The organism is Micromonospora alfalfae, from assembly GCF_022230925.1.
Lineage (GTDB): Bacteria > Actinomycetota > Actinomycetes > Mycobacteriales > Micromonosporaceae > Micromonospora > Micromonospora alfalfae.
Window position 1 is genome coordinate 89,265 of sequence record NZ_JAKKFH010000001.1, and the last position, 21,239, is coordinate 110,503.

Consider the following 21,239-nt stretch of genomic DNA (forward strand, 5'->3'; position numbering starts at 1 on the left):
CCTATCCGGGTAGCATAGGGAACGATGACGGAAGACATGTACTCAGTTGAGCAGGTGGCCGAACGGCTCAACCTGCATGTGCGCACCGTGCGCGGCTATATCCGCTCGGGCCGGCTGCGCGCGGTACGGATCGGTAAGCAGTACCGGATCGCCGCCAGCGATCTCGACGCCCTCACCGGACAGGCCCCGACCGCGCCCAGCGTCGCCAGGCAGGCGGAGGTGTCGAGCATCGTCCAGATCGACGGTGTCGGCAGAGCCGCCGCCGACCGGCTCGGCACGCTCGTGCTCACCAGCGCCAACACGGGCCACGACCAGGCCAACCCGCTGCGGGTGCAGACGGTGCACGACGAGGAACGCCACCGTCTGAAGATCATCATCCTGGGTGACCCGGCCGCCACCGCCGAGTTGCTGCACCTGCTCGACGCCGTACTCAACGCCGACAACGGCCTGCTCGACCGGGAGGTCCACGATGTCTGACGAGATCCAGGAACGGGCCGGAGTGCCGGTGCTGGTCTGCGACCCGGCGGGGCCGCCGGTGGCCACCGAGCAGGACGCGCTGGACCTGATCGGGGCGGCGTTCCTCGGCGCCCAGGTGGTCGCCGTGCCGGCCAACCGACTCGACGAACGCTTCTTCTCGCTGGGAACCCGCTTCGCCGGCGACGTGATGCAGAAGTTCGTCAACTACCGGGTGCGGCTGGCCGTCGTCGGCGACATCTCGGCGCAGCTCGCGGAGAGTTCCGCGCTGCGCGCGCTGGTGCACGAGTCGAACCAGGGTGGACAGATCTGGTTCGTCCCCGACCTCGACGCGCTCGACACCCGCCTCCGCACCGCCCGATAGCCACCTCACCGGTCGGGCACGACCGCCATCTCCACCGCGTCCGGCTCCACTCCCCTGATCCGAGCCTGCTCGGCCGCCCACCGCAGATAGGCCAGCCATTCCTCGGACGACCACCAGTTGCGCCGGCCGACACCCGCCTCGGCGGGGAGTTGGCTGGCCACGACCCGGTCGAGGATCAGGGGCTGCACCCCGCCCGCCCCTCGCCGGTAGCCGACGAAGTAGAGGACCTTCGTACACAGGCCCGGCCCCAACCAGGGCAGACGAGCGTGGTCGGGGTCGCGGAAGCGGCGGTACGCCGTACGCAGCGCGTCCTCGTCGGGCGCTGGCGTGGACACCTCCTCCAGCGCGTACGCCAGGCGTTTGCCGTGCGGATCGGCGTCGAGCGACCTGGCGGCGCGCCACGGGCCGTACCCGATGGGTCCGTAAGCCCAGGCCAGCACGGCCGTCAGTAGGTGCCGTGGGCTCGCGGACCCCGCCCGGTGAGCGTCGGCCACCGCGAAGACGTCGCGCCGCCAGAGCTCGCCGGTCGGCGGAAGGCCCTCTGGCCACGCGTCGGGCGGTAGCCCCGCCCGCCAGCGGTCCATGTTGACCCGGACCGGAGCCCGCTCGCCCGGTAACTCCACACCCTTGGTCGTCTGCATCGTCGCCTCCCTCGGAGCGCGCGCTCGCGGAACTCCGTGGTTCGGACGCTATGGTCGGGCGCTCCCACACACCGCCCGCCGACGGCAAATCGCGGTATCGACCTTCCGGGCAGCTATCAGAGACACCGCATCTGGCGGGTCGAGAACGTCGCACTGTTGACCTACGGTGCTCCCGCGCTTCCCCGAAAAGTGAAGATCCTCGATCAGGTCCGCGCCGAGGCGCTGCGACGCGACATCCCCGCTGCCGACGTGGAGCGCTGGCTGGAGCTTGCCCGCCCGTCCGCCCTGCTGACACAGGGGGGGTGACGGGCCGGTCGTGGGCGCCATCCGTGGGCCCGTGATGCTTCCGGCCGACGCCGAGGACCCCGAGTACCCGTTGATCGCCACCATCGACTGCGCTGCTCTTCCGGCAGACGTGACCGACCTCCCCCTGCCGTCCGACGGCCAACTGCTGCTGTTCGGCTGGCCTGAAGAAAGCGCTACGGCGAAGTCATGTATGTGCCGGCAGGCGTGGCCGTCGAGGAGCGAGAACAATATCCGCCGGACTTCCCGCCGGACGAGGAGGAGTTCGCCGAGGTCTACGCGGAAATCCAGCCGGGCGACCTGCGCCTCAAGCGCCAAGGCGGCTCCTGAGCCGAGCATTCAGCCGGTGCAGCGGCTCCTGTTCGCAGGGCTGCTGCACCGGCTGAGCGGTCTCTACGGCGTGGCGCAGATGGCGTACGCCGTGTCTGACCAGTTTCCGGCGAAGGCGTCCTCCTCGTACGCGCCGGACGCCGCTGATGTCGGGGCGGTCGCGGGGCCGCCGTTGGGGCGGAAGTCGTCCACGATTCCCTCGCCGGTCACCCCGTTCAGCTCGTAGCCGGCGCCGGTCAGCACCTTCCCGACCGGGCAGGTCGCGGTGACGCTGCGGAAGTCGAGGGAGGTGCTGGCTCCCACGGCGGAGGCGCGCACCAGGCCCGCGAGGGGGTTCGCGCAGATCGCGTACGCGGTGGCGGACCAGTTCAGGGCCGTGGCGTCCGACTCGTACGCGCCGACGGTGACCGCGGTGGGCGCGGTGGCGACGCCACCGTTGGGGCGGAAGTCGTCGACGACACCTTCGCCGGTGACGCCGTTGAGTTCGTAGCCGGTGCCGGTGAGCGCCTTCCCGACCGGGCACGTCGCGGTGACGCTGCGGAAGTCGGTCGAGTTGCTGACGCTGGTTGTGGCCACCCGGACCAGGCCCGCGAGGGGGTTGGCGCAGATCGCGTACGCCGTCACCGACCAGTTACCCGCGAACGCCTCGGTCTCGTAGGCGCCGACGGTGACAGCGGTCGGCGCGGTGGCGACGCCACCGTTGGGGCGCAGGTCGTCGACGATGCCCTCGCCGGTGACGCCGTTGAGTTCGTAGCCGGTGCCGGTGAGCACCTTCCCGACCGGGCAGGTCGCCGTGACGCTGTGGTAGTCGGCCGAGCTGCTGACGCTTGTCGCGGCGACCCGCACCAGACCGGGGACCGCGGCGGACGCCGGGCTCGCCGGGACGAGCACCGCCCCGGCCGCGACAAGACCGAGCACGAGTACTGACGCTCGGGCGCCGATCCGCCGGGTTTCGTTCTGAGTACGCATGTGTTTCTCCCGTCTGAGGCCGGACGGGGCGGCAGGTGCGACGCCGACGTCGAGGCCGTTCGTGATGACGGGTTCACGCTAGGTAGCCACCCGACCAGGCATTATCTCCAAACCGACTACGTCGCGTAACGGACTGGTCTCGCCGTCGGCGTCACTGGCCTGATGGACGATGCGCATGCATCGATGACCATGCATACCATTCGGCTATGCCTGCTCGCCGCGTCACCGCCACCATCGCCCTCGCCGCGCTGGCGAGCCTGCTCGCCGTCAACGCCGCCCGTGCCGACGGCCCAGCGATCAGCACCCCGGGCACCCCCACCGTGGTGGTCAACGAACCCCACCAGCTCACGCTCAACTGGACGCCCTCCACCTGGGTCGAGCCCGGCACGGAGCAGCCGATCAACTACGAGGTGCAGGTGCCGCTGGGGCCGAACACGTACCGCTTCCTCGGCTCCACCACCGACACCACGATCACCCTGACCGACCTGGCACCCGGCACGACGTACCGGATCGGGATCGCCGCCCGCGCGCTCGGCGGCTACTCCGACACCTCGCCCACCACCACAGTGCGCACCGCGGCCGGCCGCGCGACTGTCAGCTACCTCAACCTGGACTGGTCACCGACGAACAACCAGATCCAGCACCTCCTGAAGGTGACAAACACCGGCACCGCGCCACTCGACCTGAGCACCGTCCAGGTCCGCTACCACCTGCGCTTCGAGGGCGGCAACACCTCGCTCGTGCCGCACTGCGACTGGGCCGCACTTGGCTGCGACCGGATCCGGCAGACCGTGCAGTTCTTCGTCCCGCCGGGCGGGCCGCCGGGCGGGCCGTCCGGAGGGCCGCCCGGCGCGATGACGACGCCAGCACCGCCGTACCCGGCCCCGGGAACGCCGGTCCCCGGCTGGGTGGAGCTGACCTTCACCGACGGCACGCTCGCGCCGGGCCAGTCGACCGGGCCGATCCAACTGCGGCACCACCGGCACAGCTGGAGCGACATCGACGAACGCGACGACCCGAGCTGGCTCGCCGCCACCGGCCAGTGGACCGAGAACGACCGGATCACACTGGACGTCGACGGGGTCCGCGAGTTCGGCGACACCTACTCCTGACCACTCCCGGGCACGCGCCGGGCGACCGGCGTGCCCCGGGTCTGGGTGGCCTTGTCCTGACGGACGTGATGCCTGTGAATCATCATGATGACTCACAGGCATCACGCTTCTCGGGGAACTACTCCCGACCGTCCCGCGTCCTGGCTCTGGCGTCCCAACGGCACCGCCTCCTCTGATGATTGAGCGCCTCAGCCCCTGGCTTGACCGGTCACCTTACGATCCGCTCATGCGGCGTGAGGAGATAGACGCAGTTACTGTCATCCAACGCAATGTGCCTGGCACCCTGGCCGCGTCGCTGACGTTTGGCTGCGGTGCCCGCGACGAAGAGATCGACTCCATCGGCCTGACTCATCTCGTACAGCACCTGGTGGACTGGACCGAGGATCACGTCGCGGAGAATTACCAGGACCACGTGTGGATGAACGAAACGCAATTCCTCGCAGGCGGCCCACCGGATCGGGTCGCCGAGCATTTCGCCACTATCTGCTCGGCTATCAGTAATCTTCCGCCGGAGGATCTGTCCGACGCCGTCGTGGGCCTCGATGCGGACAGCCGGTATGTCTCGAACATCGAAGAAGGTCTGCGCGACCCGTGGGGAGCGCTGCTGTCGCGGCGTTTCGGGCCCAGCGGATACGGCCTGTCGCGCTGGCCCGCAGTGGACTACAAGCTCTTCACGGCGGACGAGATCCGACGGCATGTCGAAAGGTTCTTCACCAGCGGCAACGCGGTTCTCACCCTGACTGGCGAACCGCCGCAGGCGATGCGACTCCCCTTGCCCGCTGGCCCGCGAGTCACCCGCAGCACGGCACTCGTGAACCACGAGGTCGGGCCCATCTGGTACGCCGACGAGGTCCGCGGCGTAGCGCTGATAATCAGTGTCGAGCCCAGCGCGGAAGCGGCCTTCCTGATGTGGGCCCTGCGGTCGCGGGTCGCTGAGGCAGTACACCGGGCCGGGGTGGCCCTCGGTGCCGAGTTCGTGTGCGAGGTCGTCGACAGTACGCGGCACGAGCTCGGGTTGAGGGTCACGCCGGAGTTCGGCAGGAAGGGCAAGAGTTTCGACGCCACCGTCGCGGCGGAGCTGCTCTGGGCCGAGCTGCGGCGGTTTGTCTCCGACGGAATCGACCGGGTGGAGATCGCTGACCTGATGCCAACGCAGGACGAGGACCCGACGGTCGACGTTGAATGGATCGACGCGATCTCCAGCCTCGAATCCTTGACCCAGCGGGAGCTGCTCGGCACGGCGAAGATCGACTACTGGGAATCGCTCAGCGAACTGGCCGGACTCACTCCGGAATCGGCGCGGGACATCGTATCGGCCTGGCTCTCAAGCGCCATGATCGTCGTGCCGTACGGGTCGACGCCGAACCTTCCTGGCACCACCGACGCTTCCTGCCCGACCACCCGCTTCGTGCCGACAGGTGAGGTGGTCAGGCCGACGTTCTCCAAGAGGTTCCGCAACAAGGGCTCGCTGGTCGTCGGCACCGACGCCCTCTCCACTGTGGATGGTGATGGCAACGTGCACACGGTCCCGTTGTCCCAGGCACTCGTGGTCGAGCGGTTTGGCGTCATCCAGCTCGCCCACCTCGGCCACGGCTGCGTCACCACGATCTCGGACTTCGCTGACGCCGCCGACAAGCTCCGGTCCGTCCTGCCGCCGCGGCGTGTCCGCCAGGCCGCCAGGCAGCTCAGTTCCCATTGGTGAACGAACGTCAAGAATCCTGATCGCCACCTCGGCCGGAGGGGTGCACGGCCCGGTCAGGGTGTGTCGAGTGCGGCAGGCAGGCCATCAGCAGGTGTAGCTCTCGGGCAGGCGGATGCGCGCGGCGGGGATGCCGAGGGCGAGCAGCCGCGGCCGCGCGCCGGCCAGCATCGCGGGTGGGCCGCAGAGGTAGACGTCCTGGCCGGGCTGGTGGTGGTCGAGGGCGATGGTCAGGGCGTCGCCCCACTCGGCCGGTTCGGCGCAGGGGTCGTCGGAGAGGGCCGGCACGATCGTCAGCCAGTCGTGGGCGCACTGGAGCTTGTCGAGGGCGATCGCGTCGTACAGGTCGGTGAAGGTGCGCGCGCCGACGATGAGCGTCACCCGCCGGCCGTCCGGTGCGGCGGCGACCTGTTCGACCAGGGCGCGCAGCGGCGCCAGGCCGGTGCCACCGGCGACGAGGAGCAGGTCGTTGGTGCTCGCCGGGTCGAGGCTCAGACCGGTGTCGACGGGCGGGCCGAGCCAGAGCAGCTCGCCGGGGCGTACCTCATGGACCAGGCGGTGGGAGACGGTGCCGGCGGGTACGGCGCGGACGTGCAGCTCGACGGTGCCGTCCGCGCGTGGGGCGTTTGCCGGTGAGAGCCAGCGCCAGTGCCCCGGCAGGCGCGGCGTGCAGACCGGCACGGCCTGACCTGGCTGGAAGGGCAGGCGCCGCCAGGGACGTACCGTCAGGATGGCGATGTCGGACGACGGCCGATTGTGGCCGATCACCTCGACGTGCCACCAGGCCCGGCCGTCGCCGGCCCGGGCGGCGGCGCGGCGGATCGCGTGCGTGGCGCGGCACAGGGCGCGCTCGGCGGCGATCGTGAGCTGCGGCGTCCACAGTGGGCGCACGTGGCGGGCAACCGTGGCGAGCAGCGCGTCGCCGATGGTGGTGGAGTACGGGAGCAGGTCGAAATGACGGTACGCGTGGCCGAGCACCCGGAGCAGCGCCGCCCGGCTCGCCGGGTCGTCGCCGCCGACCAGGAGGCGGCCCAGCGCGGTGAAGAACAGCGGCGCGTCGCGGTGTGGGATCAGCCCGGAGCGGCGGTCTTCGAGGGTGCACCAGAAGTCGGCGGCGGCCCGCACATCAACCGACTCCCAGGCGGCGGCCAGCCCCACCCGAGGCGGATAGTCGTCGTTCACGGTGGGCATGCCGGCTCCAAGTCGTTGAGTCATGGGCTGGCACCGGGGCGGGCAGGGAGAAGCTGCGCCGTTGAGGGCCGGCGCAACTCCGGGACAAGGCACCCGCCCCGGGCCATGCGTCGACTGTCGCGGCTGACCAGGTACGACGCCATGTCACGGTGATCATCGGTGGCATGCGCAATCGGTATGCGCTCGACGTCGCGACTGTCGAATCGGGCAGACTGCGGGCATGACGGAACGTCCGGTGCTGTATCTGGTCGTCTGCGCCGCGGGCCCGGCGGAACACATCGACGAGCTGGTCGACCTCCTGGTCGACGACGGGTGGCGGGTCTGCATGATCGTCAGCCCGACCGCCGCGCCGTGGCTCGACCGGGCCGCGCTGCAAGACAAGACCGGTTATCTGGTACGCGTGGAGTGGCGGATGCCCGGCGACCCGGAGCCGCACCCGCCCGCTGATGTGGTGCTGGCCGCGCCGGTCACGTTCAACACGGTGACGAAGTGGGCGTTGGGCATCAACGACACGCTGGCGCTCGGCGTCCTCAACGAATCGCTGGGGGCGGGGTTGCCGATCATCGCGTTTCCGCACACCAAGGCGGAGTTGGCTGCCCATCCCGCGTACGCGGGTCACCTGGCGGTGCTGCGGGCTGCTGGCGTTGTGGTCGCCGACGGGAAGCCGCTGGACTCGATGAACGGGCCGGGGCGTTGGGGCGTGGTCGTCGAAGCGGCGCGGGCGGTGCGCCCGTCCTGAGCAGTTGCCGTCTGCTCCCTTGCCTGGCGGCCCGTTGACGATATGCGTTGTGCGTATACCAGCGCCCCACGCAGCGTGTTCAATGGATAGGCTCGATGAGGCGAGATGGACGGAGCCGCCGGTGACCCACGCGAACTGCCCTCGGTGCGGCGGACGGCTGGCCCGGGACAACGACAGCGGACGGTGTACGCCATGCCAGGCCGCAGAGCGGGACCGGCTGAGCGCGCCGCCGCCGGTGCCGGCGAGCTTCTGGGAGCACGAGCCGGTACGACAGGCCCTCGCCGAGCGGCACCTGGGGCGGGTGATCCGGGCGTACCGGTGCCATCCGTACCACGGGCGGGTCGCCCTGCCGCAGTCCGTTGTGGCGGGGTGGTTGGGGATCACGCAGGCACAGTTGAGCCGGGTGGAGAACGGCCCGCCGCTCGTGCACCTGGACAGACTGGCGCACTGGGCGCAGCTTCTCGGGATACCGGCTTCCCGTCTCTGGTTCGGTCTTCCTGGACAGCCCTACCGAGTCGACGATCGCGCCGCAGAGGGCACAGCAGACGATCCTTATGCGCATGACGCGATAACTGAGCAGGGCAAACTGCCGGCCATGGCGGTTACCGTGGAGAGGGCATCAACCGGAGGGGGTGGCGCTACGGACCGGCGACGCTTCAACGCAATGGCCGCGCTCGCGGGAATCGCCGCAGTCGGTCACCCATACCTGATGACGGACCCCGCCGAAGTGCCCCGGAACATTGGCATGGAACAGGTACGACTGGCCAGTTCGCTGGTTCAAGACTTCCGGCGAGCCGATGCGGCAGCCGGCGCCGACCAGCTCTGCGACGTTGCCGTCCAGGCACATGCCCGGCTGTCCACGTGGGCGGCGAAGGCGAACTACAGTCGAGAGGTCGGCGATGCCCTTCAAAGCGCCCTGGCTGACCTCAGCATTCAGGCCGCGTGGCTCGCAACCGATGCCGAACGTAGGCCCGAAGCCAGGCCTTACCTGAACGAAGCCATTACCCGTGCCCGCATCGCCGACGACCCTCGTATGGAAGTGCAGGCGCTGACCCAGCTATCCATGCTGCTCCGCGAGAGTCAGCCCGGCGAGTCGCTGCACTGCGCCGAAGCCGCGCTGCGCGTCTCCGCCAGGTGGGCAACGCCTCGGCTCTCCACCCTGCTTCATTTGCGGCGAGCGCACACGTACGCCGTGCTGACGGATGCCGGCGGCTTCAGCCGGGAGATGACCAAGGCTCGCCGCGAGTTGGAGCGCGGACCGCACGAGGATGACCTGGGTTTTGTCGACTTCGTGAACGAGCAGGAAGTGAACGGCATCCAGGGGCTTTCCTACCTCGCGCTGGACAGGCCCGACCGTGCCGCACAGTCGTTCCGCGCAATCATCGCCAACCCGTCGCCCGGCCATCGCCGCAATCAGGTCTACTACACCGTGCACCTCTCGGAGGCCGAGTATCAGCAGGGCAACGTCAACGAGGCAGCACGCATCGCGCTGGACGTCCTGCCCACGGTTAGCCAGATGAACTCCGGGCGGATCAGCCGGCACCTTGGGCAGGTGCGCTCGAATTTGGCGGCACCACGGCAGGCGACCACGGCAACGCGCCAGTTCGTCACCGCCTACGACCGAGCGGTGAGTGCATGATCGAGGGCTTGCAGCTTCGCCATCACAATGCCGACGAGGCTGAGGGGATCCTCGATCAGCTCGTGGACCTCTACCTAAGGGTCTACGCGGGCGGCGGCGAGTTCTACAGCGAGGACCGCTACCGGCGTCAGCTCGACCTGCATATGCAGCGAGTTGGCTGGGAGTTGATTACCGCAACGGTCGACGGGAGTCTAATCGGCTACGTATATGGTTTTCCGCTAGCTGCACAGACACGGTGGTGGGAAGGCATCCATGAGCCGGTGCCACCCGGGTTTACCGAGGAGAATGGAAACCGCACCTTCGCGCTCAGCGAATTGCTCGTACACCCCGACTGGCGACGTAAGGGCGTGGCGGCGGCACTGCATGACGAGTTGGTCGTGGGTCGGGCTGAACCGCGGATCACGCTCTTGGTCCGGCCTGACAATGATGCCGCCCAGATGGCGTACCGGTCCTGGGGCTGGAACAAGGTCACTAAGCTGCGCCCCGACTGGGAGACTGCGCCGACTTTCGATGTCATGGTACGCATCACCCAAATTTGCCCTCGTCCCTTCAGCTAGCTGTGGTGGCTAACGACCGACTTACTCTTCTGTCGGCGCCCCGACAGACGTAATTCGACGCGTAGTCAGGGCATCGCCTCAGCTCGGGACGGATTAGATTGCGTGGATGAAGGATCTTGAGCGGGGTGTTTACGAGCATCTCATCACCCGTGAGCTGGCCGATCGCCTCCAGCATGTCGATCCCGCCCTGGTCCAGCAGTACAAGCTCGACCCTGCCGACGCACACACCGCCCTCGCCCGGCACATCGCCACCCTGGCCGCCCGCGCCCTCCAGGCTGTCCCCAGCGGTGATGACAAGCTCCACCACCAGGTCGAGATGGCGAACCAGATCGCCGACGCCATCGCCGCCCTCAGCCCGAAGGCAGCGACGGATCAGGACCAGGTAACCGACACCAAGCACCTACTCCACGCCATCGCCGCCCCACCAACTCCACCGGCGCTGCCAGCCTTCCCGCAGCGCCCCACCACCCCCCTCTCCACCGGCGCGCTGCTGGTCAACGGCCGTCACCAGCCCCGCATCGGTCACGAGGTCAACCACGAGATGGCGTCGGCCGAGAGCGTCGATCTGCTCTGCGCGTTCATCAAGTGGTACGGCCTGCGCATCGTCGAGCCGGCCATCCGCGAGCTGATCGCCCGAGGTGGCAAGGTTCGGGTCATCACCACCACCTACCTCGGCGCGACGGATCAGCGAGCGCTGGACCGGCTCGCCGAGCTGGGCGCTGAGGTCAAGGTGTCCTACGAGACGAGGACCACCCGCCTGCACGCCAAGGCATGGCTGTTCCGCCGCAACAACGGCACCACCACCGCGTACGTCGGCTCGTCGAACCTGTCGAAGACCGCGCTGGTAGACGGCGTGGAGTGGAACGTGCGCATCTCGAACCTGGAGCAGCCGCACGTCATCGACACGTTCACGGCGACGTTCGAGGACTACTGGAACGATCCGGCGTTCGAGGCGTACGACGCGACCAGGGATGCCGAACGGCTACGGCATGCGTTGAGCGGCGAGCGCCGCGACGAGGCACCGACCGAGATCTCGAACCTGGATGTGCGCCCGTACCCCTATCAGGCAGAAATCCTTGCCGACCTGGACGCCGAGCGGCTGGTGCACGGGCGCTGGCGCAACCTGGTGGTGATGGCGACCGGTACGGGCAAGACGGTGGTGGCCGCCCTCGACTACCGCCGGCTACACAAGGCGAAACGAGCAGACTCGCTGCTCTTCGTCGCTCATCAGGAGCAGATCCTGCGGCAGAGCTTGTCCACGTTCCGGCAGGTGATGGGCGACGGCAGCTTCGGCGAGATGCTGGTCGCGGGCGAGAAACCGAACGGTTGGAAGCACGTTTTCGCCTCCATTCAGTCGCTGCACCGCCGGGAGGTCGATCCCGAGGCGTACGACATGGTGATCGTGGACGAGTTCCACCACGCCGAGGCACCGACGTACGCGCGACTGTTGGAGCGGTTGCGTCCCCGCGTACTCCTGGGGCTGACGGCGACCCCCGACCGGGCCGACGGCGGCGACGTGCGTCGGTGGTTCGACGGCCGGGCGGCCGTTGAGCTGCACCTGTGGGAAGCGTTGGAGCGGCAGTTGTTGTCGCCGTTCCAGTACTTCGGGCTACACGACAACGAGGACCTCTCGCACCTCACCTGGAAACGCGGCCAGGGCTACGACCCGACGCAGCTGAGCACGATCTACACCGGCAACGATGCGCGGGCGCGGACGGTGCTGCGGGCGGTCCGCGAGAAGGTGGACGTCGGGCGGATGCGCGCGCTCGGGTTCTGCGTCAGCATCGGGCACGCCGAGTTCATGGCCAACTCGTTCAGAGAGCACGGTGTCGAGGCGGCGGCGGTGACCTCGCGAGCGGGCACCGATCGGGCCGCGCTGCTGCGGGACTTCAAGATCGGCAAGCTGCGGGTGCTCTTCACAGTGGACCTGTTCAACGAGGGCGTTGACCTGCCGATGGTCGACACGATCCTGATGCTGCGGCCCACCGAGAGCGCCACGATCTTCCTGCAACAGCTCGGCCGTGGCCTGCGCCTCGACGACGACAAGCCCTGCCTCACCGTGCTCGACTTCATCGGCGGTCAAAACGCCAACTTCCGCTTCGACCTGCGCTGGCGCGCACTGACCGGGGTGAGCCGGCGGGCGATCACCGAAGCCGTCCGCGACGACTTCCCGAGCTTGCCGAGCGGCTGCCATGTCGAGCTGGACCGGGTGGCGAAGGAGATCGTGCTCGCCAACCTGCGATCGGCACTGCCCACCTCGAAGGCCGGACTCGTGTCCGAGCTGCGGCAACTCGGCGACGTCAGCCTCGCCATGTTCCTGCGCGAGACCGGCTTGGAGGTCGAAGACGTGTACCGGTCGGCCAGCATCGGCGGCTGGACCGGACTGCGGCGGCTCGCCGGTATCGAGACGTCCGCACCCGGCCCCGATGACCGGGAGTTGGGCCGTGCCATTGGCCGCATGTTGCACACCGACGACGCCGACCGGCTGGAGTTGCTGACCCGGGTCGCGGCCGGACCGCCCGCGCCAGGTCAGCAGGTGTACGCGGGCAACAGCCGACTGCTGGACATGCTGCACTTCAGCCTCTGGGGGCCGAACGCCCCACTCGCGACGCGAGACGAACGGCTGGCACGACTGTGGAAGGAACCGGCGCGCTGTGTCGAGTTGCGGCAGGTCGCCGAGGTGCTGCGGGACCGCATCCACCGGGTGACGCCGACCGCAACTCCGGGTGCGGTGCCGCTGCGGGTGCACGCCCGCTACAGCCGCAACGAGGCATGCGCCGCCTTCGGGATGACGAACCCGGGGTCGCTGCGCGAGGGGGTGAAGTGGCTGCCCGACGCCCAGGCCGACCTGTTCTTCGTCACCCTGGTCAAGTCGGAGGCGCACTACTCCCCCACCACCATGTACGCCGACCGCGCCATCACCGACACGTTGTTCCAGTGGGAGTCGCAGAGCACCACCTCTGCGGCGTCGGTGACCGGGCAGCGTTACACCTCGGGCGGCTCGACAGTGCACCTCTTCGTGCGGGAAACCCGCATCGCCGACCGCGACCTGGGCGCACCGCCGTACCTGTACGCCGGCACCATGACGTACGACTCGCACACTGGCGACCGACCCATGCGCGTCCTGTGGCAGCTCCACCACGCCCTACCCGCCGACGTGTACGCCACCGCCCGAACGATCGCCGCCTAGCCCTGCACAGTCAGGCAGCGTCCGCGTTCGCGGCAAATCTGACGTCCAGCCTTCGGTCCAGGGCCCGAGCCAGACGCTCCAGGACCGGCAGGGTCGGCACCGTCCCACCCGCTTCGAAGCGGGCCACCGCAGACTGAGTCATGCCTGCGGCGCGGGCCAACTGGCTCTGACTCCAGCCGTGCCCTTCGCGCAGGTGGCGCACCTCCTGCCCAAGCTCGAAGGCGAGCCGGGTGGCCTCGTAGGTCTCGGCCGCTCCCGGCTCCGCCATCCGACGCTCACGCAGGTTTTTCCACTCCAGGCGATCACTCATCGCTCCACCTCATAGCGTCAATGCTATGGGATGAGGCCGCGAGCATGCTCCTGGCGTTAGGTTGAGGGCATGGAACAGCGGATCAGCCTGATCACTTTGGGAGTCGCGGACGTAGCCCGCGCGAAGGCGTTCTACGAACAGCTCGGCTGGCAGGGCCAGGAGGTCGAGGAGACGGTCTTCATCCAGGCCGGCGGCCTGGCCCTCGTCCTCTGGGGCCGCGACAAGCTGGCCGAAGACGCGGGCATCGACGACCCGGGCAGCGCTGGCTTCGGTGGGATGACCCTCGCCCAGAACGTCCGCTCCCGGGCCGAGGTAGACGAGGTGATTTCCACGGCGACCAGGGCCGGTGCCACGGTGACCAAGCCGGCCGCTGAGACCTTCTACGGTGGTTACGCCGGCTATTTCGCCGACCCGGACGGTCACCTGTGGGAGATTGCCTGGAACCCCGGCTTCACCCTCGCGGAGGACGGCACCCTAACCGTCCCCGACTTCAGCGCCATGAGCTGAGCAAACGCCAGACCGTCAGGCACGATCGCTGATCAGGGCGCCGGAGACGGGCAGAGCAGCGGGTCCAGCAACGGCAGTTGAAGAGGGTCCAGGCAGATCGCCAGTAGCCCCGGATCCGCGGAGGGTGTCGCCGTAACAGCCGGGGTCGGCGTCGGCGAGGCCGACACGACAGGCGGCGTCGGCAGGGCCGACGCGGGCGGGTCGGTAGTGGGGACCGGACCAGGCGTCGGCACCGAGCTGGCGGACGGCGCGGGAGCGACGGACGGCGCGGGAGCGACGGACGGCGGAGCAGCCGGCGGCAGGGCCACCGCAACAGCGGCTTCCACTGTAGAGAGAGCCGACGGCCGGACAGCCGGGGCATTCGGGGGGCTCCATACGGCACTGTCGGCCGAGCCGACCCGTGACCTGGGTGCCGCCGGCCCGACGGGACCGATCGGAACGAGGCCCACCCCGGCCCGAGGGGCGTCCAAGGCGACGATCTCCGCCGAGGGCACCGGCCCGCGAGCCCCCCATGCGCCAGGTCCCAGAGCGCCCGGGCCGAGCGTCACGAACACCATGGCCGCGACGGCGGCAGCGCCGAGCGCCCGCCGGTCGGGGCGTACCGCCGTCAGCGGCGCGTCGTCGGGGTCCACCAACACAACTGGCGCAGGCGGGGCGGCCCGGTGTGCGGCCAGCAACGCGTCGACCTGCGCGATGACGGCAGCGCGATCGTCGGCAGCCGCGAGGGTGAGATAGAAGCGGAAGTTCACCACGGCACCCGCCGGGACCAGCAACCCATCAAGTCGACTGCGGTCGGGCAGCAGGGTGACCGGGACGTCGGGGTGGTGGGCGGGGCCGACCAGGTCGGCGTACCGCCATTCGCGCCGGTGTTCCCGACCGCCGAAGGCCACCCGTCGGCTGGTCACGACGGCCATGCCGATGTCGACGGCCCGTAGGCCCGGCGGCAGGGCCTCGGAAGAAGCCTCGGCGAAGGAACAGAAGCCGTCCGGCCTGGGTAGGCCGGGGACGTGCCGCGCTTCGGCCTCGACGAGCGTGGCGACGGGGAGGACGCGGAAGACGAGTTCGTCGTCGTCGAGGTCCACCGGTAGGCCGGCGCGGGGCTGCGTACACCCGAGGAAGCTGGCGGCTTCGATGCGGAGCCGGGCCAGGTGGTCGTCGCGGCGCCGCCAGGCGTCGGTGGCGTCGCGGTACGCGCGCTGCCGGCGCTCGTTCTCGCGCTCGGCCCAGGCGATCCGCCAGGGGGCACAGGACACAGACGTCACGGTCACACGCGGTACAACCGCCCACGTACGTGACAGGCAACGCGACCCGGATCGATGCATCCCGTTGCGTCCGAAAGGAGAGATTTGACGGACACCGAGGCGCGTGCCGCCGGGCTAGCCTGCGCGTGATCCCTACAGCGGAGGAGTTTCCTGGTGCTCGATGACCTGCGCGTGCTGCGGGAGGCCGTACGCGACTATCGCCTGGCGGCGACGGCTGCCGGCCTCGACTGGCCGGACTACGGCGAGTCGCCGGCCGGGCAGGCGCCGGAGCAGGTTTACCGGATCTTCGGCGTGGAGCACATCGCGGAGCAACTGACCTGGTTGCAGGCGCAGCCATGGCCCGACCGGCAGGTGCTACCCGACGTGGGGTGGCGGATGCCATGGCCAGAGGGCGCGGACGCGCTGCACTATCTGGGTTTGTCGATCGGCACGCCGTTCCCCTGGCGGCACCAACTGCCCCTGTTCTTCTTCGATGTCGTCCTCTACACGTTCGTGCTGGCCAGCGATCACGAGGGTGAGATCTGGCGCTACGAGATCTCACCCGACGCCTGGGACTCGGTCCGCGCCGCCACCAGCCTGGCCACGCTCTTCGATCAGTGGACCAGGGGCATCAACGCCGGGGTGGTCGTCTACGACGAGCAGAGCAGGTGGCTCCTGGTCGAGGATGTGGACGGCGTGAACGGTCTCGACCCGCTGGCCTTCCCGGTGGCCCCGGTGGAGGAGACGCTGCTGCGAGCGCGACAGCGCGAATGCGGGGTCGACATGGCCATCGTCGAGGACGGCTTCACGTACACCGAGGAACTGTCCGACGCCATCGACGCCGCGAAGGCGTCGCTCGGCGCGTAGCCCGGGTGCCGGCGGTTGCTGCGGTTGTCACCACAACAGCCGCCGGCCAGTCTGGACCTACGACGCCAGGGCCCCGACTACGGGCGCAGCGAGGTGAAGAACTGCCTCATCTCAGTGGCCAGCAGATCCGGCTCCTCCAGCGGCATGAAGTGCCCGCCCCGGCCCGGCTCGCTCCAGTGCCGGATGTCGGTGCAGGCCCGCTCGGCGATCTCCCGCGGGAAGTTGGCCTGCGCGGGTTCGGTGCTCACCGTGAACGCGGCCGGCACCGTGATGTCGGGTCGTGGTGTGTTGTGGTCGAAGTCGGCGTACTGCCGGAACGACGAGCCGATAGTGCCCGACACCCAGTAGAGCGTGATGATGGTGAGCAGGGTGTCCCGGTCGACGCTGTTCGCCAGGTCACCGTGGTTGTCGCTCCAGTCGCGGTACTTGTCGACGATCCACGCGGCCAGCCCGGCGGGTGAGTCGGCCAGCGCCGCCGCGAGAGTGTCCGGGCGGGTGCCCATGATGGCGCTGTAGCCGCCGTCGGTCTCGTCGTACGCGGCTTCGGCGTCCAGGTACGCCTGCTCGGCCGCCGACAATGGGCGGGCGTCGAAGCTGGCCGGGAACGGTGGATGGATCATGTGGATGCCGGCCACCTGCTCCGGATAGAGGGCGCCCAGCCAGCCCGTGACCACTCCCCCGACGTCGCCGCCGAAGGCGCCGTACCGCTCGTAGCCGAGCACGTCGGTCATCAGTTCGTGCAGGGTCCGAGCCAGCGACGCCCGGGTGACCGGCTCGTCCGGGACCTCCGAGAAGCCGAAGCCGGGCAGTGACGGCACCACCACGTCGAAGCCGCCGCCGGCAGGGCTGGTCAACCGGTCGACCAGGGGCAGCATCTCGATGAAACTGCTGGGCCAACCGTGGCTGAGGATCAACGGCAACGGCGCGGGCGTACCCGCCGGGCGCGCGGCCCGGACGTGCAGGAAGTGCAGCTTCCGGCCGCCGACGACGGCCAGGTGCTGGGGGTACGCGTTGAGCTCGGCTTCGCGAGAGCGCCAGTCGTACCCGTCGTGCCAGTAGGACACCAGGTCCCGCAGGTAGTCGGGGTCGACGCCGCCCTGCCACGGCTGGTTGCCGCTGCGGTCGGTGAATCGGGTACGGGCCAGTCGGGCCCGCAGGTCGTCGAGAACCGCATCGGGCACGTCGATGCGGAAGGAAGAGAAAGACATTGGTCCTCCGGAAAAGGAGGGCGCTCCCCGACGCGAGAGGTCAGCTGAGGGGGACGGCGGAGAGGAGCGCCCAGGAATGACGGTGGATGGTCACCGGGCTCACCTCCTCTCGTGGCTGACGACGATCACCGTACCTGACGGTGATCAGCCGGCTCGCCGCCGGTACGGCTGCGGGCCGTGGGTCGGGAACCTCGACTGGGTACGCGGTGGGTACGCCTCGCAGTGCTCGGCCCAGTGTTCGGCGGCGGTGGCGAGGGCGTCAGCGGAGACGGTGAGGATCAGCGGGTAGATCGCGCTGGACGGGCGGCGCATCCACGGTGGCAGTGACTCGGCGGAGAACTCCACGATCAGCTCCAGCCGGCGGCGGCGCAGCACCCGGCTGCGCAGGGCCAGGTTGGGTTCGGTGAAGCGGACCATCGCCGGTGGCGCGCTCAGCCCGAGGGCAGCGGTGGCCTGCCCGTGCAGCCAACCGCCGAGCGCGCGGGCCTCCTCCACCATGAGGCTCGGGTAGTGGTGCGACCAGGTCTGACCGTCGGCGGTCCGGGCGTCCACCTCGATGAGCAGCCAGTCGTGCCAGCCGGACGTGGTCCCATCGAGGTCGTCGGGCGGGTCGATGCCGGGCTGGTAGCCGACGGGGCGTACCCGCACCCGAGCGCCATCGTCAGACCGGATCTCCACTCGATCATTCTGGCCGAGCGAAGCAGACTTCAGGCCCTGAATCGGTCACTTTGTGATGGTTCGCCGCACGCCCTGGTGCTGGGCGCAGGCGTTGGCCCGGCCGCCGGCCAGGCTGACCGAACCGTCGCGGCACTGCACGAGGTAACCGCGACCGGCCCAGAACTGGGGTACGCAGTCGAACCAGTCGCACACCTCGGCGGCCGGCTTGCGGATCCGGGTGCCGCCGCAGAAGCCGTACCCCAGTGGGTTCTCCGGTCCCCCGCAGCGCGATCGCTGGGTGGCGCTGGGCGACGGGCGTGGTGACTGTGTCGGCTTGGGCGGCGGGGTCTTCAGCGCGAGCGCCGGGCCGGCCTGGCGGATCCGCGCGGGCGCCGCGCTGGTGGTGGGTGCCGGGGTGGCGGCGACGGCGACCTCCGCGCCACCGGTCGGGTCGGACGGGTCCGACTCGATCAGCGCCGCCGGCACCAGCAGGGCGATGGCCGCCGCCACCGCGATGGTCCTGCGGCCACCGGGCACCAACGACGACAGCCGGGCCTGCCCGGGGGTGGCCGCAGCCGGCCGGAACGGCTTGAGCTGGGCGTGCTCGGCGATCAGCTCGTCGAGTTGGGCGATCACCGCGGCGCGCTGTTCGATCGCGTCGGCGAAGGCCAGTGTGAGCTTGAACCGGAAGTCCGGTGTCGCGTCGGTGGGCAGCAACAACCCGGAGGTGCTCCGTCGGTCCAGCACCTGGATCAGGGTGACGGGCGCCGCCGGGTCGTGGGCCAGGCCGGTTATCCGGCCGTACGCCCAGTCGCGCCGGCCCCGCCCGCCGAGCAGCACGAGCCGACGGCTGGTGATCACGGCCATGCCGGCGTCGGTGACGCGTACGCCGTCCGGGCGGCGCGGGCGCAGTTGCCCGGTTCGCGGGGCGACAGTGAGGTCCGGCGCGGGCAGCACCGTGCTGTGCCGCACCTCGACCAGTTGCGCGGCGGGTAGTGCCCAGAGCACCACCTCGTCGGCGGCCAGCTCCAATGCCAGCCCCGCGCCGGCGGCTGCCGAGCCTTGGAAGTCGGCGGCCAGAACGCGTAGCCGCCGCAACTCGTCGTCGCGTCGCCGCCACGCCGCCTCAGCGCCGCGGTACGTGCTGACCCGCCGCACGTTCTGCCGGTGCGCCCACCGGTACCGCCAGGTGGAACCCGTCGAATCAGTCTTCGCCACGCCGACTCCTTCGCCGCGCTGGCCACCAATCTGGGGTGTCACGAGGTTTAACAGGTCCGGCGCGCCGCACGGAAACGCCGAAACGGGCGAAGTACCCGATCGGCGGAGCAACCAGCACGATAGGGGGATACTGATGCCGACGTTCATGTTTCCGAGGGGGTGACGGTCGTGCCGCGTGTCACGCTGCCCGGGGTCGTGATCGGGGTCGACATCGGCACCACGAGCACCAAGGCCGTCGCGTACGACACCGACGGGCGGCAGCTCGGCAGTCACCTGGCCGACTACCCGCTGAACAACCCGCAACCCGGCTACGCCGAGCAGGACCCGCAGCTCATCCTCGACGCGGTGCTCAAGTCGATCAGCATCGTCGTGGCCGAGCTGGTCCAGCCGGTGGCCGGGCTGTCGTTCGGCTCCGCCATGCACAGCCTGATCGGGTTGGACCGGGACGGCAATCCGCTGACCCCGTCGGTGACCTGGGCCGACTCGCGGTCCACCCGCCAGGCCGAGCGGTTACGGGCGGTGCCGTCGGGGCTGGCCCTGCACCGGCGTACCGGCACGCCGATGCATCCGATGTCGCCGCTGCCCAAGCTGCTCTGGTTCGCCGAGCAGGAGCCGAAACTCTTCGAGCGGGTGGCGCACTGGGTGGGCATCAAGGACTGGGTGCTGCTGCGGCTCTGCGGCGCGCTGGTCACCGACCACTCGATCGCCTCGGCCACCGGCCTGCTCGACATCCACAAGCTGGAGTGGGACCGCGAGGCGCTGACCATCGCCGGCATCACCACGGAACAGCTCCCACAGCTTGTCGCCACCACCGCCGTGCTGCCCACACTGACCCCGCAGGCCGCGGCCGAGACCGGCCTGCCGGAACGCACGCCGGTGGTGGTCGGCGCGGGCGACGGGCCGCTCGCGAACCTGGGCCTGGGCGCGGTGCACCCCGGCATGGTGGCCTGCTCGATCGGCACCAGCGGGGCGATGCGGGTGATGGTTGAGCGGCCCGGCGTGGACCCGCTCGGCGGGGTGTTCTGCTACGCGCTGACCGAGCATCGCTGGGCTGTCGGTGGCGCGATAAACAACGGCGGCATCGTGCTCAAGTGGGCCGGCGCGGCGCTCGCACCGGACCTGGGCGAGCACTCCGAGGAGGAACTGGTGGCTGTGGCGGCCCGCGCGCCAGTCGGTTCGGGTGGGCTCATCATGCTGCCGTACCTGCACAGCGAACGGGCACCACACTGGAGCGCCCTGCCGCGCGGCGCGTACGTGGGGTTGACCCACGCACACCGCCGCGAGCATCTGGTGCGGGCCGCGTTGGAGGGCGTCTGCCAGCAGCTCGCGCTGGTGCTCAGCTCGGTGCGCGCGGCAGGCAACGAGGTCCGGGAGGTCCGGGCCGGTGGCGGCTTCGCCCGCAGCGGCCTGTGGCGGCAGATGCTGGCCGACGCCCTCGGCCTGCCGGTGAGTTTCCCGGCCGCGCACGAGGGGTCGAGCTTCGGTGCGGCGCTGCTCGGCATGGAGGCGCTCGGGCTGATCCCCAGCATCGACGTCGCCGCCGACCTGGTGCGAATCGAGGAGACGGTCCGCCCCGACCCGGCCGCCGCCGCCACCTACGCGGCGCTGCTGCCGCTCTTCGCCGAGCTGTACGAGGCCCTCACGCCCACCTTCACCTCGATCCGCCGGATGGCGCCCGGCCTGCCCACCGGCCCCGAACCGCAGACGTGAGCGGTGCCGGCCCGCCGGGTCAGGGCGCTTCGACGGCGGCGATCAGGTAGCGCTGCACGTCGGCGTCGAGGATGGCCACTTCCTGCGCGTCGTCCGGCCCGGAGCCGCGGAACGCGGCCAACTGCTCTGGTGACTCCCAGCGTTCGTAGACGTGGATCCGGCCGGGCTCCAACGGGTCGGCCGCCAGCAGGAAGTCGAGGCAGCCGGCGGTGGCGCGCGCCCGCGCGATGACCTGTTCGCAGTCGGACAGGTACGCCTCGCGGGTGCCCGGTTCGACCTGCAGACTGCCGGCGATGATCAACATGATGGACCT

Annotated in this window: 22 protein-coding genes; 13 read left to right on the forward strand and 9 right to left on the reverse strand. The window is 69.8% G+C overall.

All coding sequences use genetic code 11. From position 1 onward, the window contains the following. Positions 1 to 24 precede the first annotated feature (24 nt). Together MED01_RS00400 and MED01_RS00405 are read left to right on the forward strand one after the other, a co-directional pair. Entirely contained in the window at positions 25 to 477 is a 453-nt protein-coding gene (locus tag MED01_RS00400) for a helix-turn-helix domain-containing protein (RefSeq protein ID WP_238666528.1), read from the forward strand. After that, on the forward strand, positions 470 to 838 hold the full coding sequence (locus MED01_RS00405; protein ID WP_238666529.1) for a DUF4180 domain-containing protein: 369 nt from the start codon (positions 470 to 472) through the stop codon (positions 836 to 838). Before MED01_RS00400 ends, MED01_RS00405 begins: the two co-directional genes overlap by 8 nt. A 5-nt stretch (positions 839 to 843) precedes the next feature. Here the strand turns inward: MED01_RS00405 and MED01_RS00410 are convergent, their stop codons facing one another. Beyond that, positions 844 to 1,479: an 8-oxoguanine DNA glycosylase OGG fold protein gene (locus MED01_RS00410; RefSeq protein ID WP_238666530.1), complete on the reverse strand. Its 636-nt coding sequence runs from the start codon at positions 1,477 to 1,479 to the stop codon at positions 844 to 846. A 156-nt stretch (positions 1,480 to 1,635) separates the two neighbouring features. Here MED01_RS00410 and MED01_RS00415 point away from each other — a divergent pair, with 156 nt between their 5' ends. After that, on the forward strand, positions 1,636 to 1,785 hold the full coding sequence (locus tag MED01_RS00415) for a hypothetical protein (protein WP_238666531.1): 150 nt from the start codon (positions 1,636 to 1,638) through the stop codon (positions 1,783 to 1,785). A gap of 186 nt (positions 1,786 to 1,971) precedes the next feature. Then, positions 1,972 to 2,112 (forward strand): hypothetical protein, encoded by a 141-nt coding sequence (locus MED01_RS00420; protein ID WP_238666532.1) that lies wholly within the window; start codon positions 1,972 to 1,974, stop codon positions 2,110 to 2,112. Between the two features lie 63 nt (positions 2,113 to 2,175). Here MED01_RS00420 and MED01_RS00425 read toward each other — a convergent pair whose 3' ends face one another. Next, positions 2,176 to 3,081: a hypothetical protein gene (locus tag MED01_RS00425; protein WP_238666533.1), complete on the reverse strand. Its 906-nt coding sequence runs from the start codon at positions 3,079 to 3,081 to the stop codon at positions 2,176 to 2,178. A 206-nt stretch (positions 3,082 to 3,287) separates the two neighbouring features. Between MED01_RS00425 and MED01_RS00430 the strand changes: the two genes are divergently transcribed. Continuing rightward, on the forward strand, positions 3,288 to 4,193 hold the full coding sequence (locus MED01_RS00430; RefSeq protein WP_238666534.1) for a cellulose binding domain-containing protein: 906 nt from the start codon (positions 3,288 to 3,290) through the stop codon (positions 4,191 to 4,193). Positions 4,194 to 4,419: 226 nt separating this feature from the next. Next, positions 4,420 to 5,895 carry a peptidase M16 family protein gene (locus MED01_RS00435; RefSeq protein WP_238666535.1) on the forward strand — a complete coding sequence of 492 codons (1,476 nt, stop codon included), beginning with the start codon at positions 4,420 to 4,422 and terminating at the stop codon, positions 5,893 to 5,895. 84 nt (positions 5,896 to 5,979) lie between these two features. Here MED01_RS00435 and MED01_RS00440 read toward each other — a convergent pair whose 3' ends face one another. Next, a complete protein-coding gene (locus tag MED01_RS00440) occupies positions 5,980 to 7,083 on the reverse strand; it encodes an FAD-binding oxidoreductase (protein WP_238666536.1) in 1,104 nt (367 codons plus the stop codon). Positions 7,084 to 7,303: 220 nt separating this feature from the next. Here MED01_RS00440 and MED01_RS00445 point away from each other — a divergent pair, with 220 nt between their 5' ends. The 4 genes from MED01_RS00445 to MED01_RS00460 all read left to right on the forward strand — a co-directional run bounded on the left by MED01_RS00445 (position 7,304) and on the right by MED01_RS00460 (position 13,208). Further along, entirely contained in the window at positions 7,304 to 7,822 is a 519-nt protein-coding gene (locus MED01_RS00445; protein WP_238666537.1) for a flavoprotein, read from the forward strand. A gap of 121 nt (positions 7,823 to 7,943) precedes the next feature. Then, positions 7,944 to 9,461 carry a helix-turn-helix domain-containing protein gene (locus MED01_RS00450; protein ID WP_238666538.1) on the forward strand — a complete coding sequence of 506 codons (1,518 nt, stop codon included), beginning with the start codon at positions 7,944 to 7,946 and terminating at the stop codon, positions 9,459 to 9,461. Then, the gene (locus MED01_RS00455; RefSeq protein ID WP_238666539.1) at positions 9,458 to 10,018 is read left to right on the forward strand and encodes a GNAT family N-acetyltransferase; all 561 of its coding nucleotides are present in this window, start codon (positions 9,458 to 9,460) and stop codon (positions 10,016 to 10,018) included. Before MED01_RS00450 ends, MED01_RS00455 begins: the two co-directional genes overlap by 4 nt. A gap of 106 nt (positions 10,019 to 10,124) precedes the next feature. Beyond that, entirely contained in the window at positions 10,125 to 13,208 is a 3,084-nt protein-coding gene (locus MED01_RS00460; RefSeq protein WP_238666540.1) for a DEAD/DEAH box helicase, read from the forward strand. A 10-nt stretch (positions 13,209 to 13,218) separates the two neighbouring features. Here MED01_RS00460 and MED01_RS00465 read toward each other — a convergent pair whose 3' ends face one another. Beyond that, the gene (locus MED01_RS00465; RefSeq protein WP_238666541.1) at positions 13,219 to 13,518 is read right to left on the reverse strand and encodes a helix-turn-helix domain-containing protein; all 300 of its coding nucleotides are present in this window, start codon (positions 13,516 to 13,518) and stop codon (positions 13,219 to 13,221) included. Between the two features lie 69 nt (positions 13,519 to 13,587). Here MED01_RS00465 and MED01_RS00470 point away from each other — a divergent pair, with 69 nt between their 5' ends. Beyond that, on the forward strand, positions 13,588 to 14,025 hold the full coding sequence (locus MED01_RS00470; protein ID WP_238666542.1) for a VOC family protein: 438 nt from the start codon (positions 13,588 to 13,590) through the stop codon (positions 14,023 to 14,025). 32 nt (positions 14,026 to 14,057) lie between these two features. On the opposite strand, the gene MED01_RS00475 is transcribed toward MED01_RS00470, so the two are convergent. Next, positions 14,058 to 15,278, reverse strand: coding sequence for a hypothetical protein (locus MED01_RS00475; RefSeq protein WP_238666543.1), 1,221 nt, complete (start codon positions 15,276 to 15,278; stop codon positions 14,058 to 14,060). 162 nt (positions 15,279 to 15,440) lie between these two features. Between MED01_RS00475 and MED01_RS00480 the strand changes: the two genes are divergently transcribed. Beyond that, complete coding sequence (locus MED01_RS00480) at positions 15,441 to 16,133, forward strand: hypothetical protein (protein WP_238666544.1); 693 nt, start codon at positions 15,441 to 15,443, stop codon at positions 16,131 to 16,133. Between the two features lie 77 nt (positions 16,134 to 16,210). On the opposite strand, the gene MED01_RS00485 is transcribed toward MED01_RS00480, so the two are convergent. From MED01_RS00485 to MED01_RS00495, 3 genes are all read right to left on the reverse strand, one after another. Further along, entirely contained in the window at positions 16,211 to 17,341 is a 1,131-nt protein-coding gene (locus tag MED01_RS00485) for an epoxide hydrolase family protein (RefSeq protein ID WP_238666545.1), read from the reverse strand. A gap of 144 nt (positions 17,342 to 17,485) precedes the next feature. Then, positions 17,486 to 18,019 carry a WapI family immunity protein gene (locus MED01_RS00490; RefSeq protein ID WP_238666546.1) on the reverse strand — a complete coding sequence of 178 codons (534 nt, stop codon included), beginning with the start codon at positions 18,017 to 18,019 and terminating at the stop codon, positions 17,486 to 17,488. A 45-nt stretch (positions 18,020 to 18,064) separates the two neighbouring features. After that, entirely contained in the window at positions 18,065 to 19,216 is a 1,152-nt protein-coding gene (locus MED01_RS00495; protein WP_238666547.1) for a hypothetical protein, read from the reverse strand. A gap of 168 nt (positions 19,217 to 19,384) precedes the next feature. Here MED01_RS00495 and MED01_RS00500 point away from each other — a divergent pair, with 168 nt between their 5' ends. After that, positions 19,385 to 20,926 (forward strand): gluconokinase, encoded by a 1,542-nt coding sequence (locus tag MED01_RS00500; protein WP_238666548.1) that lies wholly within the window; start codon positions 19,385 to 19,387, stop codon positions 20,924 to 20,926. Between the two features lie 19 nt (positions 20,927 to 20,945). On the opposite strand, the gene MED01_RS00505 is transcribed toward MED01_RS00500, so the two are convergent. Continuing rightward, positions 20,946 to 21,230, reverse strand: a complete 285-nt coding sequence (locus MED01_RS00505) for a putative quinol monooxygenase (protein ID WP_238666549.1) — start codon at positions 21,228 to 21,230, stop codon at positions 20,946 to 20,948. Positions 21,231 to 21,239: the final 9 nt, after the last annotated feature.